The following is a 15,826-nucleotide window of genomic DNA, read 5'->3' as shown; positions in this document are numbered from 1 at the left end:
CTTTTAGGGGACGCGGTCCGAAGCACCGTCATGACTGTTCGGGTGGAGCGGTCGTTCGAGCTACCGGTCGGCCGCGAGCGCGTCTGGGAGTTCATCGCCGATCCGGGGAAACGAGCCGGCGCCATCAGCGTCGTCTCCGACTACACCGTCCACGACGACGGCAGCGCGACCTGGCGACTCGACCTCCCGATCCCGGTCGTGAACCGGACCATCGGCGTCGAGACCGAAGACGAGGAGCGCCGGGCGCCGGAGTACGTCCGGTTCGTCGGTCGCTCGAAGGTGATGAAAGTGATCGGCGAACACGAGTTGACCGAGACCGACGGGGGGACGCGGCTCACCAACCGCTTCGTCGTCGACGGCTCGCTCCCCGGCGTCGAACGCTTCTTCAAGCGCAACCTCGACGACGAGATGGAGAACCTGGAGGCGGCGCTCGCCGAGGACCTCGGTGTCGAAGTGTGAGGCTCGCGCTCGCACAGCTCCGGATCGAAGGGGGCGACGTGGCGGGCAACCTCGACCGCGCGCGGGCGGCGCTCGCCGAGGCCGCCGCCGACGGCGCGGATCTCGTCGCGCTCCCCGAAATCTTCAACGTCGGGTACTTCGCGTTCGAGAGCTACGCTCGCGACGCCGAGAGCGTCGCCGGTCCGACCGTCTCCGCGCTCGCAGAGTGTGCGCGCGAGCACGACGTGGGAATCCTCGCGGGCACCATCGTGGAGGACCTCGAAGCCTCGCGGGCCGAGGGCGTCGAGACACCGACCGAGGAGGGGCTGGCCAACGCCGCCGTCTTCCTCGACCGAGCGGGCGAGCGTCGGGCGGTGTACCGCAAACGTCACCTGTTCGGGTACGACTCGGCGGAACAGGAGCTACTGACGGCCGGCGAGGCGGTACCGACCGTCGAGTTCGACGACCACACCGTCGGTATCACGACTTGCTACGACCTGCGGTTCCCCTCGCTGTATCGGGACCTCGTCGACGCGGGGGCGACGATGGTTCTCGTCCCGAGCGCGTGGCCGTATCCGCGCGTCGAGCACTGGCGGCTGTTCCCGCAGGCGCGCGCCGTCGAGAACCTCCTGTACGTGGGCGCCGTCAACGGCGTCGGGAGCTTCGAGGACGCCGACCTGCTGGGCCGCTCCGCAGTCTACGACCCCTGGGGCACGACCCTCGCCGGCGCGGGCGACGAGGCCGCCGTCGTGACCGCCGACGTCGACGCCGACCGCGTCGCCGAGGTCCGGTCGGAGTTCCCCGCGCTCGAAGACCGCCGTCGATAGCTCAAGCGCGTATTTGAAGCCACGGCACCCCTTTACCGATACGGTCAGACCCGAGGTGTATGGGACGAAAAGCGGCGGTTCTCGTGGTCGTGCTGGTGGCCCTGTCGGGCTGTGCGAGCATGGGATCGGGCGATTCGGCGAACCGCGAAGGTGCGGACCTCCAAGCGAACGGCGGCGACGGTGGTGGGGGAGACGGGAGCAGTGGCGGCGGTGACGGCGCAAGCGGCGGTGGCGACGTGGCGGACGCCGAGTTCGGCGCGAGCGACGACGGCGGCGACGGACGATCGAGCGCGGCGGCCCAAGTGGATCGGGCGCTGATCAAGACCGGGGAGGTCGCCGTCGAGGTCGAGAACTACTCCGTCGGCGAGCGGGCAGTACGGAGTCGGGCGGCGGACCTCGGCGGATACGTCTCCGGGTCGAGCGTCCAGCTTCACCACCGAGAGAACGAGACCTGGCGAACGGGATACGTCGAGGTGCGAGTCCCGTCGACGAACTTCACGGCGCTGTACGAGGGCGCCCAGCGCGAGGGGACGGTGCTATCGGCCGACTCGAACACGAAGGACGTGACCGACCAGCTCGTGGATCTGACGGCCCGGCTGGAGAACCTCCGAGCCCAGCGCGACCGACTGCGTTCGCTGTACGACTCGGCCAATACGACCGAAGCCCTGCTCGACGTGGGCGAACAGCTCTCCTCGGTTCAGGGCGAGATCGAACGGCTCGAAGCCCAGCAGCGCTCCCTTCGCGACAGGGTGTCATTCTCGACGGTTCGGGTCGAGTTGCGTGAGCCCGAGCCCGACGCGGTCGCGCCGGAGGAGCCGACGCCGCTGCACGAGCAGTCGCCCGCCGCCGTGTTCGCCTCCTCGGTCGGTGGCTTCGTCACGTTCGCCCGGACCGTCTTCGTCGCCGGCGTCGCCGCGGTCCCGTGGATCGTCGGCCTCGGCGTGCCCGCGCTGCTGGTCGTCGGTGGCGGCCGCCGCCTCGGGGTCGCGCGACGCCTACCGTTCGTCGGGAGCCGATCGAGTTCGCGGCCCTCGTCGGGCGAACGCGCCGATACGGCCGATGGCCTCCGAACCGAGTTCGAGTCGGACGACGAGGACGGTTCTGACGACTCGGCCGAGCGGTCGGAGGCCGGCGACGGCGAGCAGACGGACCCCGAAGACGAGTGATCGAGTCCGGGCGCGGCCGTGGATCGCTCCCCGATGGGCCACACTGTCACACGAGAACGCGGTTCCGCCGTGCGTTCAGACACGAGATTTATATCGGAGGAAACGCAACAAGGAGGTGCCGGCAAGACGCTTTTCACGTCGCACCCGGCAATCCAACCGCGCTCGACCAGGCCCACGTCGACCTCACGCCGCGGCACCTGTCCGGACAGGCCGCCGCGGCTCGCCTCCTCGTCCACGGCCCGCCTCTCACCTTTCGACGCTCCGTTCGACCCGTCCGAGTACTCTATCCGGCGGTATCGTCCGCTCCCAACCGGTGGTTGGTCCGCTGATGTCGACCGGGGGACAAGATATTTATCCGCCGTCCGAATGCTTCTGGGACGACCATGGAGTACGAACTCGAGAACCGGCCGTCGTACGCGGTCGCTTCGGTCGAGCTGTCCCCGGGCGAAGAACTCACTGCAGAGGCCGGCGCGATGGTCTCGCACACGGAGACGATCCGGATGGAGACGGGGATCGGCGACTCCGACGAAGGGTTCCTGGAGTCGGTCAAAGACTCCGTGCTCGGCGACGAGTCGCTGTTCCGGAACCGGTTCACCGCCGAGGGCGGCGACGGCGTCGTCCAGATCGCGGCGACGACGCCCGGAGACATGACCGTCCGGGACCTCGACGGCGACAGCGTCTACGTCCAGTCGGGGGCCTACGAGGCCGCCGGCTCTGGCGTCGAACTCGACACCGACGTGGGCAGTCTCGACACGCTGTTCGGCGGCGAGGGACTCTTCCTGCTGAAGGCCTCCGGGACCGGACCGCTCTTCCTGTCGAGTTTCGGCGGGATCCAGGAGCACGAAGTCGACGCCGGCGAGGTGTTCACCGTCGACTCGGGACACGTCGTCGCCTGGGACGCGGCGATGGAGTACAACACCGAGCGGATCGGTGGGATGAAGGAGACGCTGTTCAGCGACGAGGGGCTGGTCATGCGCTTTACCGGCCCCGGGACGGTGCTGTTGCAGACCCGCAACTACGGCGAGTTCGTCAGCGACCTCGCCGGGCGCCTCCCCTCCGGCAACTCCGGCGGCGGCGTCGACGTCGACGCCGGCGGCGACATCTGAGAACGCGCGGTCGCCGACTCGTCCGGACCTCGGGGCCGCTAGCGCGTGCCGAGGCCTCGCGGTCAGTCCTCGTCGGTCGAGATGTCCGCCGAGAGCCCCTGTGCCATCTCGATCTCCTTCGAGTTGTTGAGCGTCCAGGCGGTGCGCTCGGTGACGGCCTCGATTACCTCGCGGGCGCTGGGGGCGCCCTTGCCCGATTTCTTCACGCCGCCGAACGGCAGTTGCACCTCGGCGCCGATGGAGGGGAGGTTGCCGTAGGCGAGGCCGACCTCGGCGCGGTCGCGGTAGTAGTTGAGCTGGCGGTAGTCCTCCGAGATGACGGCCCCGGCGAGACCGTACTCGGTATCGTTGTGGATCTCGACGGCCCGTTCGACGTCGCCGTCGTACTCGATCAGGGCGACGTGGGGACCGAAGACCTCCTCGTGGATACACCGGAGATCCGGGTCGTAGTCGACCTCGTAGACGAACGGGCCGACCCAGTGGCCGCCTTCGTGGCCCTCGGGGATCTCCGCCGGGTCCAGTTCCTCGCGGTCGACGAGGACGGTCGCGCCCTCCTCGCGAGCGAGGTCGTTGTACTTGCCGAACTTCTCGACCTGGCTCTCGTCGACGACCGGGCCCATGAAGGTGTCCTCCTCAAGCGGGTCGCCCACGGCCACGTCTTCGGCCAGGTCGACGAACCGCTCTTTGAACTCGTCGTACACGTCGGTGTGGACGATGAGTCGCTCGCTGGAGACGCAGCGCTGGCCCGTGGTCTTGAACGAGGACATCACCGCCGAGTGGATGGCGATGTCGAGGTCGGCCGCCTCCGTGACGACGATGGCGTTCTTGCCGCCCATCTCCAGGGCGGCGTCGCGGCCGGCGACGCCACCGAGTTTCTCGTCGATCTTGTGGCCGACTTCGGCCGAGCCCGTGAAGAGGACCGTCGAGACGCGCTCGTCTTCGACGATGGCGTTGCCGGCGTCGCCGAAGCCCTGGACGACGTTGAACACGCCCGGCGGGACGCCCGCGTCGATCATCATCTCCGAGATGATCTGGCCGCAGTAGGGGGTCTGCTCGGCGGGCTTCCAGACGACGGTGTTGCCCTCGACGAGCGCGACGGCCACGTGCCAGAAGGGGATGGCGACCGGGAAGTTCCAGGGGGTGATACAGCCGACGACGCCCTTCGGTTTGCGGCGCATGTAAGCGTCCTTGGCGGCGATCTCGGAGGGAACCACGTCGCCGTGGGGGTGGCGGGCGTTGCCGGCGGCCCACTCGACCATGTGGGCGGCCTCGACTACGTCTGCCCGGCCCTCGCTGATCTCCTTGCCGCACTCCCGGGTAACGATCTCGCCGAGTTCGTCGGTGCGGTCGCGGAGTTCGTGGTACACCTCCCAGAGTACCTCGGCGCGGTCGATGTACGACAGCCCGCGCCACTCCTCGAAGGCCTCTTCGGCGGCGGTGACCGCCCGCTCTACGTCCGCCGGGGTCGCCCGGTGGAACTCCCCCAGCGTCTCCCCCGTCGCCGGATTCGCGCTCTCGAAGGTCTCCCCGCTCGATCCGGTCGTCCACTCCCCGTCGACGTAGTGCTCGAAAGGCTCCGATTGATCCCGACTCATGCTGCCCAGTTCGACCGCGACTGGCAAAAACCTCCCCCGCGTCGGCCCGGTCCGTTATCACGGTCGATAGTCCGCGAAATATTAATTATAGTTCGTTATAAAATGCGATACGGACGAGTGACACAGGATGGCAACCGCATCAGGAGCGCCGAGTCAGGTGGAGGCGGACGTAGAGACCGACGCGGGACGGGCGAACGACGGGGCCGGTCGGACGGTCGTAGTGTTCGACGGGTCGAGACCGCGCGGTCCGTCGACGAGGGTCGGCGGTTCGTCGATCCGACCACGGCCGTCGCGCTCGTGCGCTACGAGCTGTCCGAAGCCAAGCGCTCGGCCATCGCCGACGTGCTGGCCGACCGGGGCGGCGGCGTTCGGGTCGTCCTCACGACGAGTCGCCACGAACCGGTCAGCGACTCGGTCGTCGACGAGGACGCCTGCCTGTGCGAACCGATCGACAGGACGGCGCTCCGTCGAGTGGTCGGCCGACAGCTCGCGATGGCCTCCTACGGACGGCTGCTCACGGAGTATTACGAGTGTACGGCCTGGCTGGCCTCGCGGGAGGTCGAACGCCGCGGGGACGAACTGGAGGGTGACGAGCGATACCGTCGCCTGGAGTCGCGCCGGGCGGACCTGGCCGCGGGGATCAAGACCCTCCAGAAGCGCCTCTCGGCCGAGGAGGTGCGGTCGGTGCTGTTCGACATCGCACCGCCGGAGTACGAGCGTACCGCCGACGAGTGCGAACCGCCGACGAGCGGCAAGTACCGACCCGACGGCTGCGGGTCCTGCGGGCGCGACTGGAACGTCACCCCCGACGGCTCGCCCGCCGGCTACCGGCGACTGGGCGCGTTCGTCTGGGAGTGTACCGACTGCGGGACGCTGCAGGACCGCTCGGACCCCGCGAACCAGCGGATCGCCCGTCGTCGCTGACGCGAGCGCTCCGCCGGCGGCCGGAGCCGTCGGCCGCCGTCCGATCGCCGCTCAGTCGGCCCGCGCGACCCGCTCGATCGCGTGTTCGAAGTCGTCGCGACCGACCACCACGTCGTCGGCCCGCTCGTTGGCCTCCTCGGGGTCGACGCCCGCGGCGACCTCGCTGATGGCCCGCATCGACGCCGCGCGGACCAGCGACTCGATCTGCGCGCCCGAGAGTCCCTCGGTCTCGCTCGCCAGTTCGTCCAGATCCACGTCGTCGCCCAGGGGTTTGCCCTCGGTGTGGACTTCGAGGATCGCCCGCCGGCCCGTCTCGTCGGGATCGGGGACTTCGACGTGCTGTTCGAGCCGGCCGGGTCGCAACAGCGCGTCGTCGAGCATGTCCCGGCGGTTCGTCGCCGCGAGGACGACGAGGTTGGGGTTCTCGGCGGCGCTGTCCATCTCCGTGAGCAACTGGGAGACGACGCGTTCGGTCACCTCGTTGCCGTCCATCCGGCCGCCAGCGATGCCGTCGATCTCGTCGAAGAAGACGATCGCCGGCGCGGTCTGACGAGCGCGGTCGAAGACCTCCCTGACGGCCTTCTCGCTCTCGCCGACGTACCGGTCCATGAGTTCGGGGCCGGCGACCCGGATGAAGTTCACGCCGCTCTCACCCGCTACCGCCCGCGCGAGGAGGGTCTTTCCCGTCCCGGGCGGGCCGTATAGCAGGACGCCGGACGGCGGGTCGGTGTTCGTCGCGGTGAACAGCGGACCGTACTCCAGGGGCCACTCGACGGCCTGTTCGAGCGTCGATTTGGCCTCCGCGAGCCCACCCACGTCGTCGAAGGTGACGGTCGGCGACTCGGCGACGTACTCGCGCATCGCCGAGGGTTCGACCGTTCGCAGCGCCGCTTCGAGGTCCTCGCGGGTGACCTCCGGTTCGTCCCGGGTCCGCCGCAACGCGTGCATGGCGGCCTCGGTCGTCAGCGTGTGCAGGTCCGCACCGACGAACCCGTGGGTCCGACCGGCCACGCGGTCCAGGTCAACGTCGTCCGCCAACGGCATCCCGCGTGTGTGGACGTCGAGGATCTCCCGGCGACCGGTCTCGTCGGGGACGCCGATCTCGATCTCCCGGTCGAAGCGACCGCCGCGGCGAAGCGCCGGATCGATGCTGTCGACCCTGTTCGTCGCGCCGATGACGATGACCTGTCCGCGGTCCTCCAGCCCGTCGAGCAGGGTGAGCAACTGCGCGACGACGCGGTTCTCCATGTCCGAGTCCTCGTCGCGCTCGCCAGCGATGGCGTCGATCTCGTCGACGAAGATGATCGCCGGCGCGTTCGCCTCGGCGTCGTCGAACGCCTCGCGCAGTCGCTCCTCGCTCTCGCCTTTGTACTTCGAGACGACCTCCGGCCCGGAGATCACGTCGAAGTAGGCGTCGACCTCGTTGGCCACCGCGCGGGCGATGAGCGTCTTCCCCGTCCCGGGCGGACCGTGTAGCAACACGCCTCGCGGCGGCGAGATACCCAGACGAGTGAACAGATCGGGGTTCGATAGCGGGAGTTCGATCATCTCCCGCACCTGGTCGAGTTCGTCGTCCAGCCCGCCGATGTCCTCGTAGGAGACGCCCGTGCGCGAGGCCGATTCGTCGGGCGTCGACTCCGCTGTCGCGCCGCCCGTTGCCGTCCCGGCACCGGCCGACCCGCTCGCCGCGCCGGTCCCGCCCGCGGATCCCACGTCGCCGGTCCCGGCGACGGATCCGCCGGCCGCACTCCCGGTCGGCGTCCCGTCGATCGGCGGCAGGACGGTGATGTCGGTTTCGTCGGTGACCCGAACCGCACCGGCGGGGTCGGTCCCGGAAACGGCGAAGGCGCCCACGCCGTCGATGTGGACCTGTTCGCCCTCGCGGAGCGGGCGGTCCAGCAGTGCGCGCCGGACCGCCGACTCCTGCTGGGCTTCGTCGAGCCCGACCGTCTGCGCCAGCCGGACGGTCAGGCTGTCGGCCTCGCGGACGGAAGTCTGTTCGACGGTGACGGTGTCGCCGATGTTCACGCCGGCGTTGGCGCGCGTGTCGGCGTCGATACGGATGTACGCGCCGTCACCGCTCTCGGGCCAGGCCTTCGCGACGGTCGCCCGCTCGCCTTGGATGACGAGCGGGTCGCCGCTCAACACGCCCAGTTCGGCACGGACTCGCTCCGGGACCCGCGCGATGCCGCGGCCGGCGTCGCGCTTGTTCGCTCCTTCGACGGAGACTTCGATGGCGTCGCCGCTTCCCATACCCTCGCTATCGGGCCGACCGTCTTAATGCGTTCCCCACCACCTTTTTCGCTCGGGGGTCGCGCACGGCGCGACCCCCGAGCCAGAAACGTGGGCGAAAAAGGCGCGGCCTCACTCCGTTCGGCCGCGTGAATCGCGCTCACTTCGCTCGCGCGAATGCTCAGTAGAGGTGACGGGTAAACCACAGAAGCATCCACCGAGCGAGCGCTAGCGAGCGAAGGTGGTTCTCCGCCGGAGCCGTCGAAGACGGCGAAGGCGGCCTTTTTCACCCATGTTTTTGCCGCGAGTGGTACCCGCAGCGAACGCAGTGAGCGAGGATACCCGAGCGGGAAAAAGATGGGACTCGGAGAAACGCCTTTACCCTCCGCCGACGCAACGATTACCATGGTCGTGACTACCGAGCGCGACGAAATGACCTGGTACAAGTGCGAGGACTGCGGGTTGCTGTTCGACGACCAGTCAGACGCGCACCAGCACGAGAACAACTGCGACGCCGAAGAGCCGTCGTACATCCAGTAAGCCGGTCAGACCGCACAGGGGACCGAAAAACGGGGGACGTTACGCGTTCTCGACGATTTCGAAACTCTGCTCGCCCATTTCGTCCTCGACGAAGACGAACACTCGGCCGTCGACGACCGACAGGTCGGCTTCGACTTCGACGCGGTGGGCCTCCGAGCGCGCCCGGACGCCCTGGAACAGCGGCTCCTCGTCGCCGTCGTCGACCATCACGCGCCCCACGCCGGTGGTCTCCAGGATGTCGTCGTGGGTGTTCAGGTCGTTGACGTACAGCATGATGCCCTGGGTCTCCGAGGCGTCGGTGACCAGGACGTGGACGTCCTTGCCGGGGGCGGCGCGGACGCTGTCCTCGACGGCCGTCGGGACGCCGCGGTAGAAGACCTCCCGGCCGTCGACGTACTCGACGGCGATCCCGTCCTCGGTGAGTTCGACCCCCAGCGTGTCCGGCGGCACGTCGTTGCGCGCGCTCATGCACGGGGATTCCCGCCAGCGCCCCAAAAACGTCGCGTTCGCGGACCGGGACGATGCGGGCCCGTCGCTGCGCTTGCCGGATTTCCGGCGAGTACACTCGCGCCCGCTCGGTCCCTCGCCGACTTCCCGTTCGCTTCGCTCACAGGAATCCCACAGAGGTAAATACCGCCCGGGAAGACAGGGAGACGATGGAAGGACAGGCAGTCGCCCCCGCGGCGGGGACGGTGCTGAACGCCCTCGCGAACGGCAAGGGGTCGGCCTTCGCTATCGACGAGTACACCACCGCGACGGTCGAACTCGACCCCGGCGCCGACGAGGTGACCGGCCATGTCGCCGAGGCCGCGGACGCCGACACGGAGCTGATCGAGCGTTGTGTCGCCGCGGTCACCGACCGCTTCGGGGCGGGCGAGGGCGGAGCGGTCCGAACCGAGAGCGAGGTCCCGATGGCGTCGGGGCTGAAGAGTTCCAGCGCGGCCGCCAACGCGACCGTGCTGGCGACCCTGGACGCGCTGGACGCCGCCGACGAGATCGACCGCGAGGACGCCTGCCGCATCGGCGTGCAAGCCGCTCGCGACGCGGGCGTCACGGTGACGGGCGCGTTCGACGACGCGAGCGCGAGCATGCTCGGCGGCGTCACCGTCACCGACAACGCCGAGGACGAACTGCTCGCCCGCGAGGAGCGCGACTGGGCAGTCCTCGTGTGGACGCCGCCGGAGCGCTCGTTCTCCGCGGACGCCGACGTCGAGAGTTGCCGGCGGGTCACCCCGATGGCCGACCTGGTGGCCGATCTGGCTCTCGAGGGCGAGTTCGGTCGCGCGATGACGGTCAACGGGTTGGCCTTCTGCGCCGCGCTCGACTTTCCGACGGATCCGGTCGTCGAGGCGATGCCGGTCGTCCACGGGGTCTCGCTGTCGGGGACCGGACCCAGTTTCACCGCCGTCGGCGACCGTGAGGAGCTGGAAGCGCTGCGCGACCGCTGGAGCGACCGCGAGGGACGCACCTGGCTGACGACGACACAGACGGAAGGGACACGCATCCAATGAGCCAAGACGAACCCACGACACAGTACGCGGAGGAGATGAGCCTCGACGAACTGCGCGACGAGATCCGGGCGATCGACCGCGAGATCGTCGAACAGATCGCCCAGCGGACCTACGTCGCCGACACGATCGCTCGAGTCAAAGACGAACAGGGCCTCCCGACCACCGACGAGGAACAGGAGCAGGCCGTCATGGATCGGGCCGGCGAGAACGCCGAGCAGTTCGACGTCGACTCGAACCTCGTCAAAGCCATCTTCCGCCTGCTCATCGAGCTGAACAAGGTGGAGCAACGGGAGAGTCGCTGAGGCGGGAGTCGTTCAGTTGACGGCCTTCGACAGCTCCGCGCCCGCTTTGAACTTCACGTCCTGCGACGCCCGGCTCGCACTCGTCAGGTGAACCACCGGTGCGTCCGGCGACACGTGCAGTAACTCGATATCGTACGTCCTCTCCCCCGGCCGCTTCCGAATACCGATGTCTTCCCCTGCGGATTTCGAAAGCACCCCCGTCCCGACCAACTCCTCGACCGTCCCCCGATCCAGCCGCGCACCCCGACCCGCACGCTCACCAGACGCTGCCCGCTTCACCACGTCATCGAGCCCGTCCCCATCCAAGTCGCCACTCCCAACGGGAACGACGTCCGTCGGACCGGCCAGCGACAACACCGTCGCCGAATGCTCGTACAGCGCAGCGTCGTCGACGACCCACCCACCCGTGTACACGAGCTGGTCGTCGCTCTCACACCGCTGGACGTAGAACAACGCCGGGAACGGACGGGGACACCGCGGCGGCTGCACCGTCACCTGAGACACCGACACACCGGTCGACGAACCGGACGCCGTCGTCCGTGCCCAGACGCCCGGCCCACACGGGTCGCCGTCGGCCGAACAGCTCGTGTCAGACCCGTCACCGTCGGGTCCAGCGACGATCGGGTCCGCGGAAAGCGTCATCAGCATCTCTATCTGCATCTCTGTCCCCTCCGTCGCCCTGTCGCCCGAATACAGTACCACCGACCCGTCGTCCGTCCGAACGATCTCCAGACCCCCGCCCGTCGCCGTCGGCTCGGACACCTCCGCAACGAAGTGGGGCGTCGTCCCGCACACCGCACTCGGGTACCCGGTGGGGTCGTCGTCGTCACAATCACCACCACCCCCCACGTCACGCGACTTCGAGTCGGCCCTCGAGAGCAGGTCGTCACCATCACCGCCCGTCAGATAGGCGACGAGTCGCTCCGGCGTCACCTCCTCACGGAGACGCCCGTTCTCACCCGGAACGTCAGCATCAGGCAGACAGACCGTGAACCGCTCAGCGACCATCGCTTCGCCGCCCAGATACGCGACGAGGTCGTCATCCTCGTCAGCGTCGCCCACACCATCCGCATCAGCATCACCGTCTCCCCGCAGACTGTGTCTGTTGCTCCGCGACGAATTGTGATTCTGCGCCATGACCGGCGACGACGTGAGCCACCCCTCCAACGCTACGTCTCCGAGTCGTCCACCCGACACCGTCGGAGTCAGCCGACTCACGTGTGGCTCACCGACGACGAACTCGCCCATACTCGCCCCCTGTGTCCCCGCGAACGCCGCCGCAGGCGACGCCCCCGTGTTCGTCACCGCCGACGCTACCCGATCCAGACACCCAGCCATCGACCCGGCCGCGAGGACACCGCCGACCGCGAGGAGGCGACGACGACTAACGGGAACAGATGGCAAGCCACGCGGGGTACCGGTGGGTCTCCGTGAACTCATGAGTGCGCTCTAGAGGAGGGGAATAAGCATAAGCTTACTTATGGTTCTGGGGGTGGGATCCCCGCTGGGAAACCGACGAGGGGGGAACGGTACCGCTCCGCTACCCGAAGGAGTCGAACCGGTCGGGAGTCGCCGAGACCGTCTCGGACCCGTAGTCCGCCGGCCCATCAATTCTTGAGGGGTGAGGACGTATCAACGTGTATGAACACGACCCAACGCTTCGGAGTCGCGGCCGCGCTCGTCGCGGTCTCGGCGCTCGCGAGTGTCCTCGCCGCGCCGTCACTCCCGGACACGCTGGTCACTCACTGGAACGCGGCCGGGGAGCCGGACGGGACGATGGCGAAGACGACGGCACTAGCGCTGCTGCCGGCGCTTTCAGCCGTCTTCGTCGCGTTGTTCGCGGTCCTCCCCAGGCTCGACCCGCTCGGGGAGAACGTCGCCGACTTCCGCGCGTCCTACGACTGGTTCGTCGTGCTGTTCGCGGCGTTCATGACTCTCGTCCACGGGGGCGTGGTCGCGTTCAACCTCGGCTACGAGTTCGACTTCACGCTGCTGATCCTCGCCGCCGTGGCCGGCCTCTTCTACTACATCGGCATCCTCCTGACCCACGCCGAGCAGAACTGGTTCGTCGGTATCCGCACGCCCTGGACGCTCAGTAGCGAGACGGTGTGGCAGCGCACGCACGCGCTGGGCGGACGCCTGTTCAAGCTGACCGCGGTCGTCTCGCTCGTCGGGCTCGCCTTCGGCGACTACGCCGTCTACTTCCTCCTCGTACCGGCGCTGACGACCGCCGCCGTCACGGTCGCCTACTCGTACTATCTCTACGAACGGCTCGACGACGCCGGAGACGCGGCGCCGCCAGGCGCCTGAGGGTTCGCGGACGCTTCGCAGTGAGTCCAGTCGGCCCGTGCCCGAGAACCGAAGTTCCGTACGTCCACCCCGGGGACTCGGGGTCTGACCGTCGCCGACGAACTCCCCCTTCGCAGCCACGAGTCGACACCGCTGGCCCACTGAACGGGCCGTGCGACCGTCTCGGCGGTCAGTACTCCCAGAGCCGGTCGATCCGGCCGTCCACTTCCGGGTGGGCGTCCCGCAGCGCGTCGACACGTCGCTCGCCGTCGACGTTGATCACGTGTACTTCGCCGCGGCCGCCATCGTAGACGTCCTGAAAGTCGTAGACGCCGCCGACCACGTCGACGCCGTCGGGTACCTCGTCGCTCTCAAGGAGGAACGCGACCTGGCGGTCGACGTTGTACTCGACGAGGTGGTTGACGGCCGCTTCGTCGTCGAGGCCGTCGGGCAGCGCCGCCAGACCGGGCTCGATAGAGGGGGCCAGCAGGTCGAGACAGTGGTCGATCCCAGCCGGTTCCGAGAGGCCGTCGGTCAGCTTCCCGTAGGTGGCCGTGACGGCGCCACAGCCGGTGTGGCCGACGACGACCGCCGTGTCGGTACCGGTGTGAGCGAGAGGGTAGAGCACGTCGCCCGAGACGGCCTCGCCCTCGTCGGTCCGCTGGACCACGCGGTTGCCGATGTTACCCGCGGTGAACACGCGGCCGGGCTCGTCGTTGCCCCACATCTCGTCTTGCAGCACGCGCGAGTCGGAGCAACAGACGGTGACGGCGTCGGGGCGCTGTGCGTCTTGCACGTCGTCGAAGCGGTCCGCGAACGCCCTCGCGTGGCGCGCGTTCCCCTCGAGCAGCTCGACGACCGTCGTGTTCATGTTCGAGTCGACACCCGCCCGCCAATTGAGTGTGTCGCCCGTCCGGAGTGTCGGGGTTCTCGGCCAGCGAACCGGCCGGTCACTCGGAGGCGACGCACCGGTTGGATTCGAACCACTCGACTGCGAAGTCGACCAGCGCCGGCTGGTCGATCAGTCGCGCCTCGGCCGCGCCGACGCTCGCGCGGTCGACGGCCCACGGACGGTCGTCCTCGAAGTCGGCCCCCAGAGCTGCGAAGTCGGACGTGTCGGTCTCGATGTCGCCGTACTCCACGCGGACCCGTCGGTCGTCGACCAGCACCGGAGCGTCGTCGGTCGTACGCGACTTCGGGAACTCCGCGCGGTACTCGGCGAGGTGGATCGAGGTGTTGGTATCGTGGCCGGTGCCGAGCAGTAACACCTTCCCGCCGCGGTCGTAGACTGCGGCCAGCGGCGACTCCTCGCCGAGCCCCTCGTCGTAGGCGTGGTCGGCGACGACGGCTTCGGCCTCCGCGCCCCAGGCGGCGAACGAGACGGTCGGGTGGCGACTCCTGACGGTGGCGGGATACCCGCGGAAGCACTCCGCGATCGCCCCCATCCCGCGAGTGGGCGTGGTCTCGGGGCGAAAGGGCGGCCGCTCGGCGCGGATCGTCTCGATCCAGTCGTCGGGGATCGGCGGGTTCGACCAGGCCGACGGGTCGGTGTACTGGCCGGTGTGAGCGGGCATCACGAGCGTGCCCGAGTCGGTCACGGCCTCCTGCAGCGCGTCGACGACGGCCTGGGCGTCGCCGGCCACCCAACCGAGCGCCGAGAGCGACGAGTGGACGAGCAGCGTTTCACCCCGCTCTACGCCCACGTCGCGGAGATCCTCGACGAGTGTCGAGACCGTAGCCGGTTCGTCTACCCGGTCGACGGCGTCCCGTTCTCCCATGGAGTCGGCTTCGAAAAGTGCCCAATTGAGCGTTTCGGCGCCGTGGCACGACGTGGCAGACGATCCGGCCGGCGTCGACGGTCACACCGCCGGGGACGGCGCCCACCCCCGCGACTACGCGGTCGGGTCGTACGTCCCGACGAGTGCGTCGAGTTCGTCGTGGCGTTCGGTCGTGTGGGGCGCGGTCAGCGGCGAGACGCTCACTTTCCCGTCGACGACGGCGCGGCGGTCGCTTCCCTCGGGGTCTGGGATGTCGCCGTCGGCCATTCGCTCCCAGATGCGGTCGTGGAGGTGGACGCCGTCTTCCTCGCGCGTCGCGGTCATCTGGTACACCTCCGAGGGGACGGTGACGGCCATCTCGGCCGGTCCCCACTCGGCGACGGGCGCGTTGACGTTCAGGTAGTCCGCCTCCTCGAACACGCCGGTCTCGCGAGTGCGCTCGACGAGGTACTCCGTCGCACGCGCCGCTTCGGCGTAGCTCTCGGGGGCCACCTGGGTCGACTCGAACGCCGTGTCCTCGCGGACGGGGATGTACATCGACACCGCGATCGCGGGCACGTCGAAGAACGTCGCCTCGACGGCCGCCGAGACCGTCCCCGACCGTCCGAGGACGTACGCCCCGAGGTTCGCGCCCTGGTTGCAGCCCGCGACGACGATATCGGTCTCGGGCGCCAGCGACCCCAGCCCCGCGACCGTGCAGTCGGCCGGCGTGCCCTCGATGGCGTGGCCGAGCTCGTGGTCGTGAACTGTCACCTCGTGTGAGAGCGAGCGCCCGACCGCGCTCTGGTCTTCGGCCGGGGCGACGACCGTCACGTCGCCCACGTCGGTCAGCGTGTCGTAGAGCGCCCGGAGGCCGGCGCTCTCGATCCCGTCGTCGTTCGTCAGGAGGATCGACGGCTCGTCCATACCAGCCCTGTCGACGGAACCGGCAAAAGCGCACCGACCGCTCGCGGGTGTAGCCGTACTCCTCGATAGGTACCGGGATCTGTGACTGTCGCGACAGCCCCGAACGACAGTCTATACCGAGCGACCGTTCCGTGGGTAGAACGCGATACAAATTAGCACACCAGCGTCGGAAAACTCGTCGCCACTGGGACCGAACAGTCGAGTCTGAACCG

Annotated in this window: 16 protein-coding genes; 9 read left to right on the top strand and 7 right to left on the bottom strand. The window is 68.7% G+C overall.

Translation table 11 applies throughout. The annotated features are described in order from the left end of the window. Nucleotides 1-30 precede the first annotated feature (30 nt). From I7X12_RS19735 to I7X12_RS19720, 4 genes are all read left to right on the top strand, one after another. Nucleotides 31-459: a CoxG family protein gene (locus I7X12_RS19735; protein ID WP_198061713.1), complete on the top strand. Its 429-nt coding sequence runs from the start codon at nucleotides 31-33 to the stop codon at nucleotides 457-459. After that, on the top strand, nucleotides 456-1,265 hold the full coding sequence (locus I7X12_RS19730; protein ID WP_198061712.1) for a nitrilase-related carbon-nitrogen hydrolase: 810 nt from the start codon (nucleotides 456-458) through the stop codon (nucleotides 1,263-1,265). Before I7X12_RS19735 ends, I7X12_RS19730 begins: the two co-directional genes overlap by 4 nt. 59 nt (nucleotides 1,266-1,324) lie before the next feature. Continuing rightward, the gene (locus I7X12_RS19725) at nucleotides 1,325-2,431 is read left to right on the top strand and encodes a DUF4349 domain-containing protein (RefSeq protein ID WP_198061711.1); all 1,107 of its coding nucleotides are present in this window, start codon (nucleotides 1,325-1,327) and stop codon (nucleotides 2,429-2,431) included. Between the two features lie 383 nt (nucleotides 2,432-2,814). Further along, on the top strand, nucleotides 2,815-3,537 hold the full coding sequence (locus I7X12_RS19720) for a TIGR00266 family protein (RefSeq protein WP_198061710.1): 723 nt from the start codon (nucleotides 2,815-2,817) through the stop codon (nucleotides 3,535-3,537). A 62-nt stretch (nucleotides 3,538-3,599) separates the two neighbouring features. Here the strand turns inward: I7X12_RS19720 and I7X12_RS19715 are convergent, their stop codons facing one another. Continuing rightward, nucleotides 3,600-5,132 (bottom strand): aldehyde dehydrogenase family protein, encoded by a 1,533-nt coding sequence (locus I7X12_RS19715; RefSeq protein WP_198061709.1) that lies wholly within the window; start codon nucleotides 5,130-5,132, stop codon nucleotides 3,600-3,602. Between the two features lie 117 nt (nucleotides 5,133-5,249). Here I7X12_RS19715 and I7X12_RS19710 point away from each other — a divergent pair, with 117 nt between their 5' ends. After that, a complete protein-coding gene (locus I7X12_RS19710) occupies nucleotides 5,250-6,056 on the top strand; it encodes a HalX domain-containing protein (RefSeq protein ID WP_198061708.1) in 807 nt (268 codons plus the stop codon). 51 nt (nucleotides 6,057-6,107) lie between these two features. Here I7X12_RS19710 and I7X12_RS19705 read toward each other — a convergent pair whose 3' ends face one another. After that, the gene (locus tag I7X12_RS19705) at nucleotides 6,108-8,309 is read right to left on the bottom strand and encodes an AAA family ATPase (protein ID WP_198061707.1); all 2,202 of its coding nucleotides are present in this window, start codon (nucleotides 8,307-8,309) and stop codon (nucleotides 6,108-6,110) included. A 384-nt stretch (nucleotides 8,310-8,693) separates the two neighbouring features. Between I7X12_RS19705 and I7X12_RS20755 the strand changes: the two genes are divergently transcribed. Next, nucleotides 8,694-8,828: a DUF7128 family protein gene (locus I7X12_RS20755; RefSeq protein ID WP_269750336.1), complete on the top strand. Its 135-nt coding sequence runs from the start codon at nucleotides 8,694-8,696 to the stop codon at nucleotides 8,826-8,828. A gap of 39 nt (nucleotides 8,829-8,867) precedes the next feature. Here I7X12_RS20755 and I7X12_RS19700 read toward each other — a convergent pair whose 3' ends face one another. Next, nucleotides 8,868-9,296, bottom strand: a complete 429-nt coding sequence (locus I7X12_RS19700) for a DUF5796 family protein (protein ID WP_198061706.1) — start codon at nucleotides 9,294-9,296, stop codon at nucleotides 8,868-8,870. A gap of 188 nt (nucleotides 9,297-9,484) precedes the next feature. On the opposite strand from I7X12_RS19700, the gene I7X12_RS19695 reads away from it, so the two are divergent. Together I7X12_RS19695 and I7X12_RS19690 are read left to right on the top strand one after the other, a co-directional pair. Further along, entirely contained in the window at nucleotides 9,485-10,339 is an 855-nt protein-coding gene (locus I7X12_RS19695; RefSeq protein ID WP_198061705.1) for a shikimate kinase, read from the top strand. Continuing rightward, nucleotides 10,336-10,641: a chorismate mutase gene (locus tag I7X12_RS19690; protein WP_232342937.1), complete on the top strand. Its 306-nt coding sequence runs from the start codon at nucleotides 10,336-10,338 to the stop codon at nucleotides 10,639-10,641. The genes I7X12_RS19695 and I7X12_RS19690 overlap by 4 nt, the downstream gene beginning before the upstream one ends. A gap of 12 nt (nucleotides 10,642-10,653) precedes the next feature. On the opposite strand, the gene I7X12_RS19685 is transcribed toward I7X12_RS19690, so the two are convergent. After that, nucleotides 10,654-11,889: a hypothetical protein gene (locus tag I7X12_RS19685; RefSeq protein WP_198061704.1), complete on the bottom strand. Its 1,236-nt coding sequence runs from the start codon at nucleotides 11,887-11,889 to the stop codon at nucleotides 10,654-10,656. A 393-nt stretch (nucleotides 11,890-12,282) separates the two neighbouring features. Between I7X12_RS19685 and I7X12_RS19680 the strand changes: the two genes are divergently transcribed. Beyond that, nucleotides 12,283-12,951 carry an SdpI family protein gene (locus I7X12_RS19680; protein WP_198061703.1) on the top strand — a complete coding sequence of 223 codons (669 nt, stop codon included), beginning with the start codon at nucleotides 12,283-12,285 and terminating at the stop codon, nucleotides 12,949-12,951. A 169-nt stretch (nucleotides 12,952-13,120) separates the two neighbouring features. Here the strand turns inward: I7X12_RS19680 and I7X12_RS19675 are convergent, their stop codons facing one another. The 3 genes from I7X12_RS19675 to surE all read right to left on the bottom strand — a co-directional run bounded on the left by I7X12_RS19675 (nucleotide 13,121) and on the right by surE (nucleotide 15,614). Continuing rightward, complete coding sequence (locus I7X12_RS19675; protein WP_198061702.1) at nucleotides 13,121-13,801, bottom strand: carbonic anhydrase; 681 nt, start codon at nucleotides 13,799-13,801, stop codon at nucleotides 13,121-13,123. Between the two features lie 79 nt (nucleotides 13,802-13,880). Then, complete coding sequence (locus I7X12_RS19670; RefSeq protein WP_198061701.1) at nucleotides 13,881-14,708, bottom strand: aminoglycoside N(3)-acetyltransferase; 828 nt, start codon at nucleotides 14,706-14,708, stop codon at nucleotides 13,881-13,883. Between the two features lie 114 nt (nucleotides 14,709-14,822). Next, the gene (gene surE / locus I7X12_RS19665; RefSeq protein ID WP_198061700.1) at nucleotides 14,823-15,614 is read right to left on the bottom strand and encodes a 5'/3'-nucleotidase SurE; all 792 of its coding nucleotides are present in this window, start codon (nucleotides 15,612-15,614) and stop codon (nucleotides 14,823-14,825) included. Nucleotides 15,615-15,826 lie beyond the last annotated feature (212 nt).

It is taken from the genome of Halosimplex litoreum, assembly GCF_016065055.1.
GTDB lineage: Archaea > Halobacteriota > Halobacteria > Halobacteriales > Haloarculaceae > Halosimplex > Halosimplex litoreum.
This window is presented reverse-complemented; position numbering and strand designations above follow the sequence as displayed.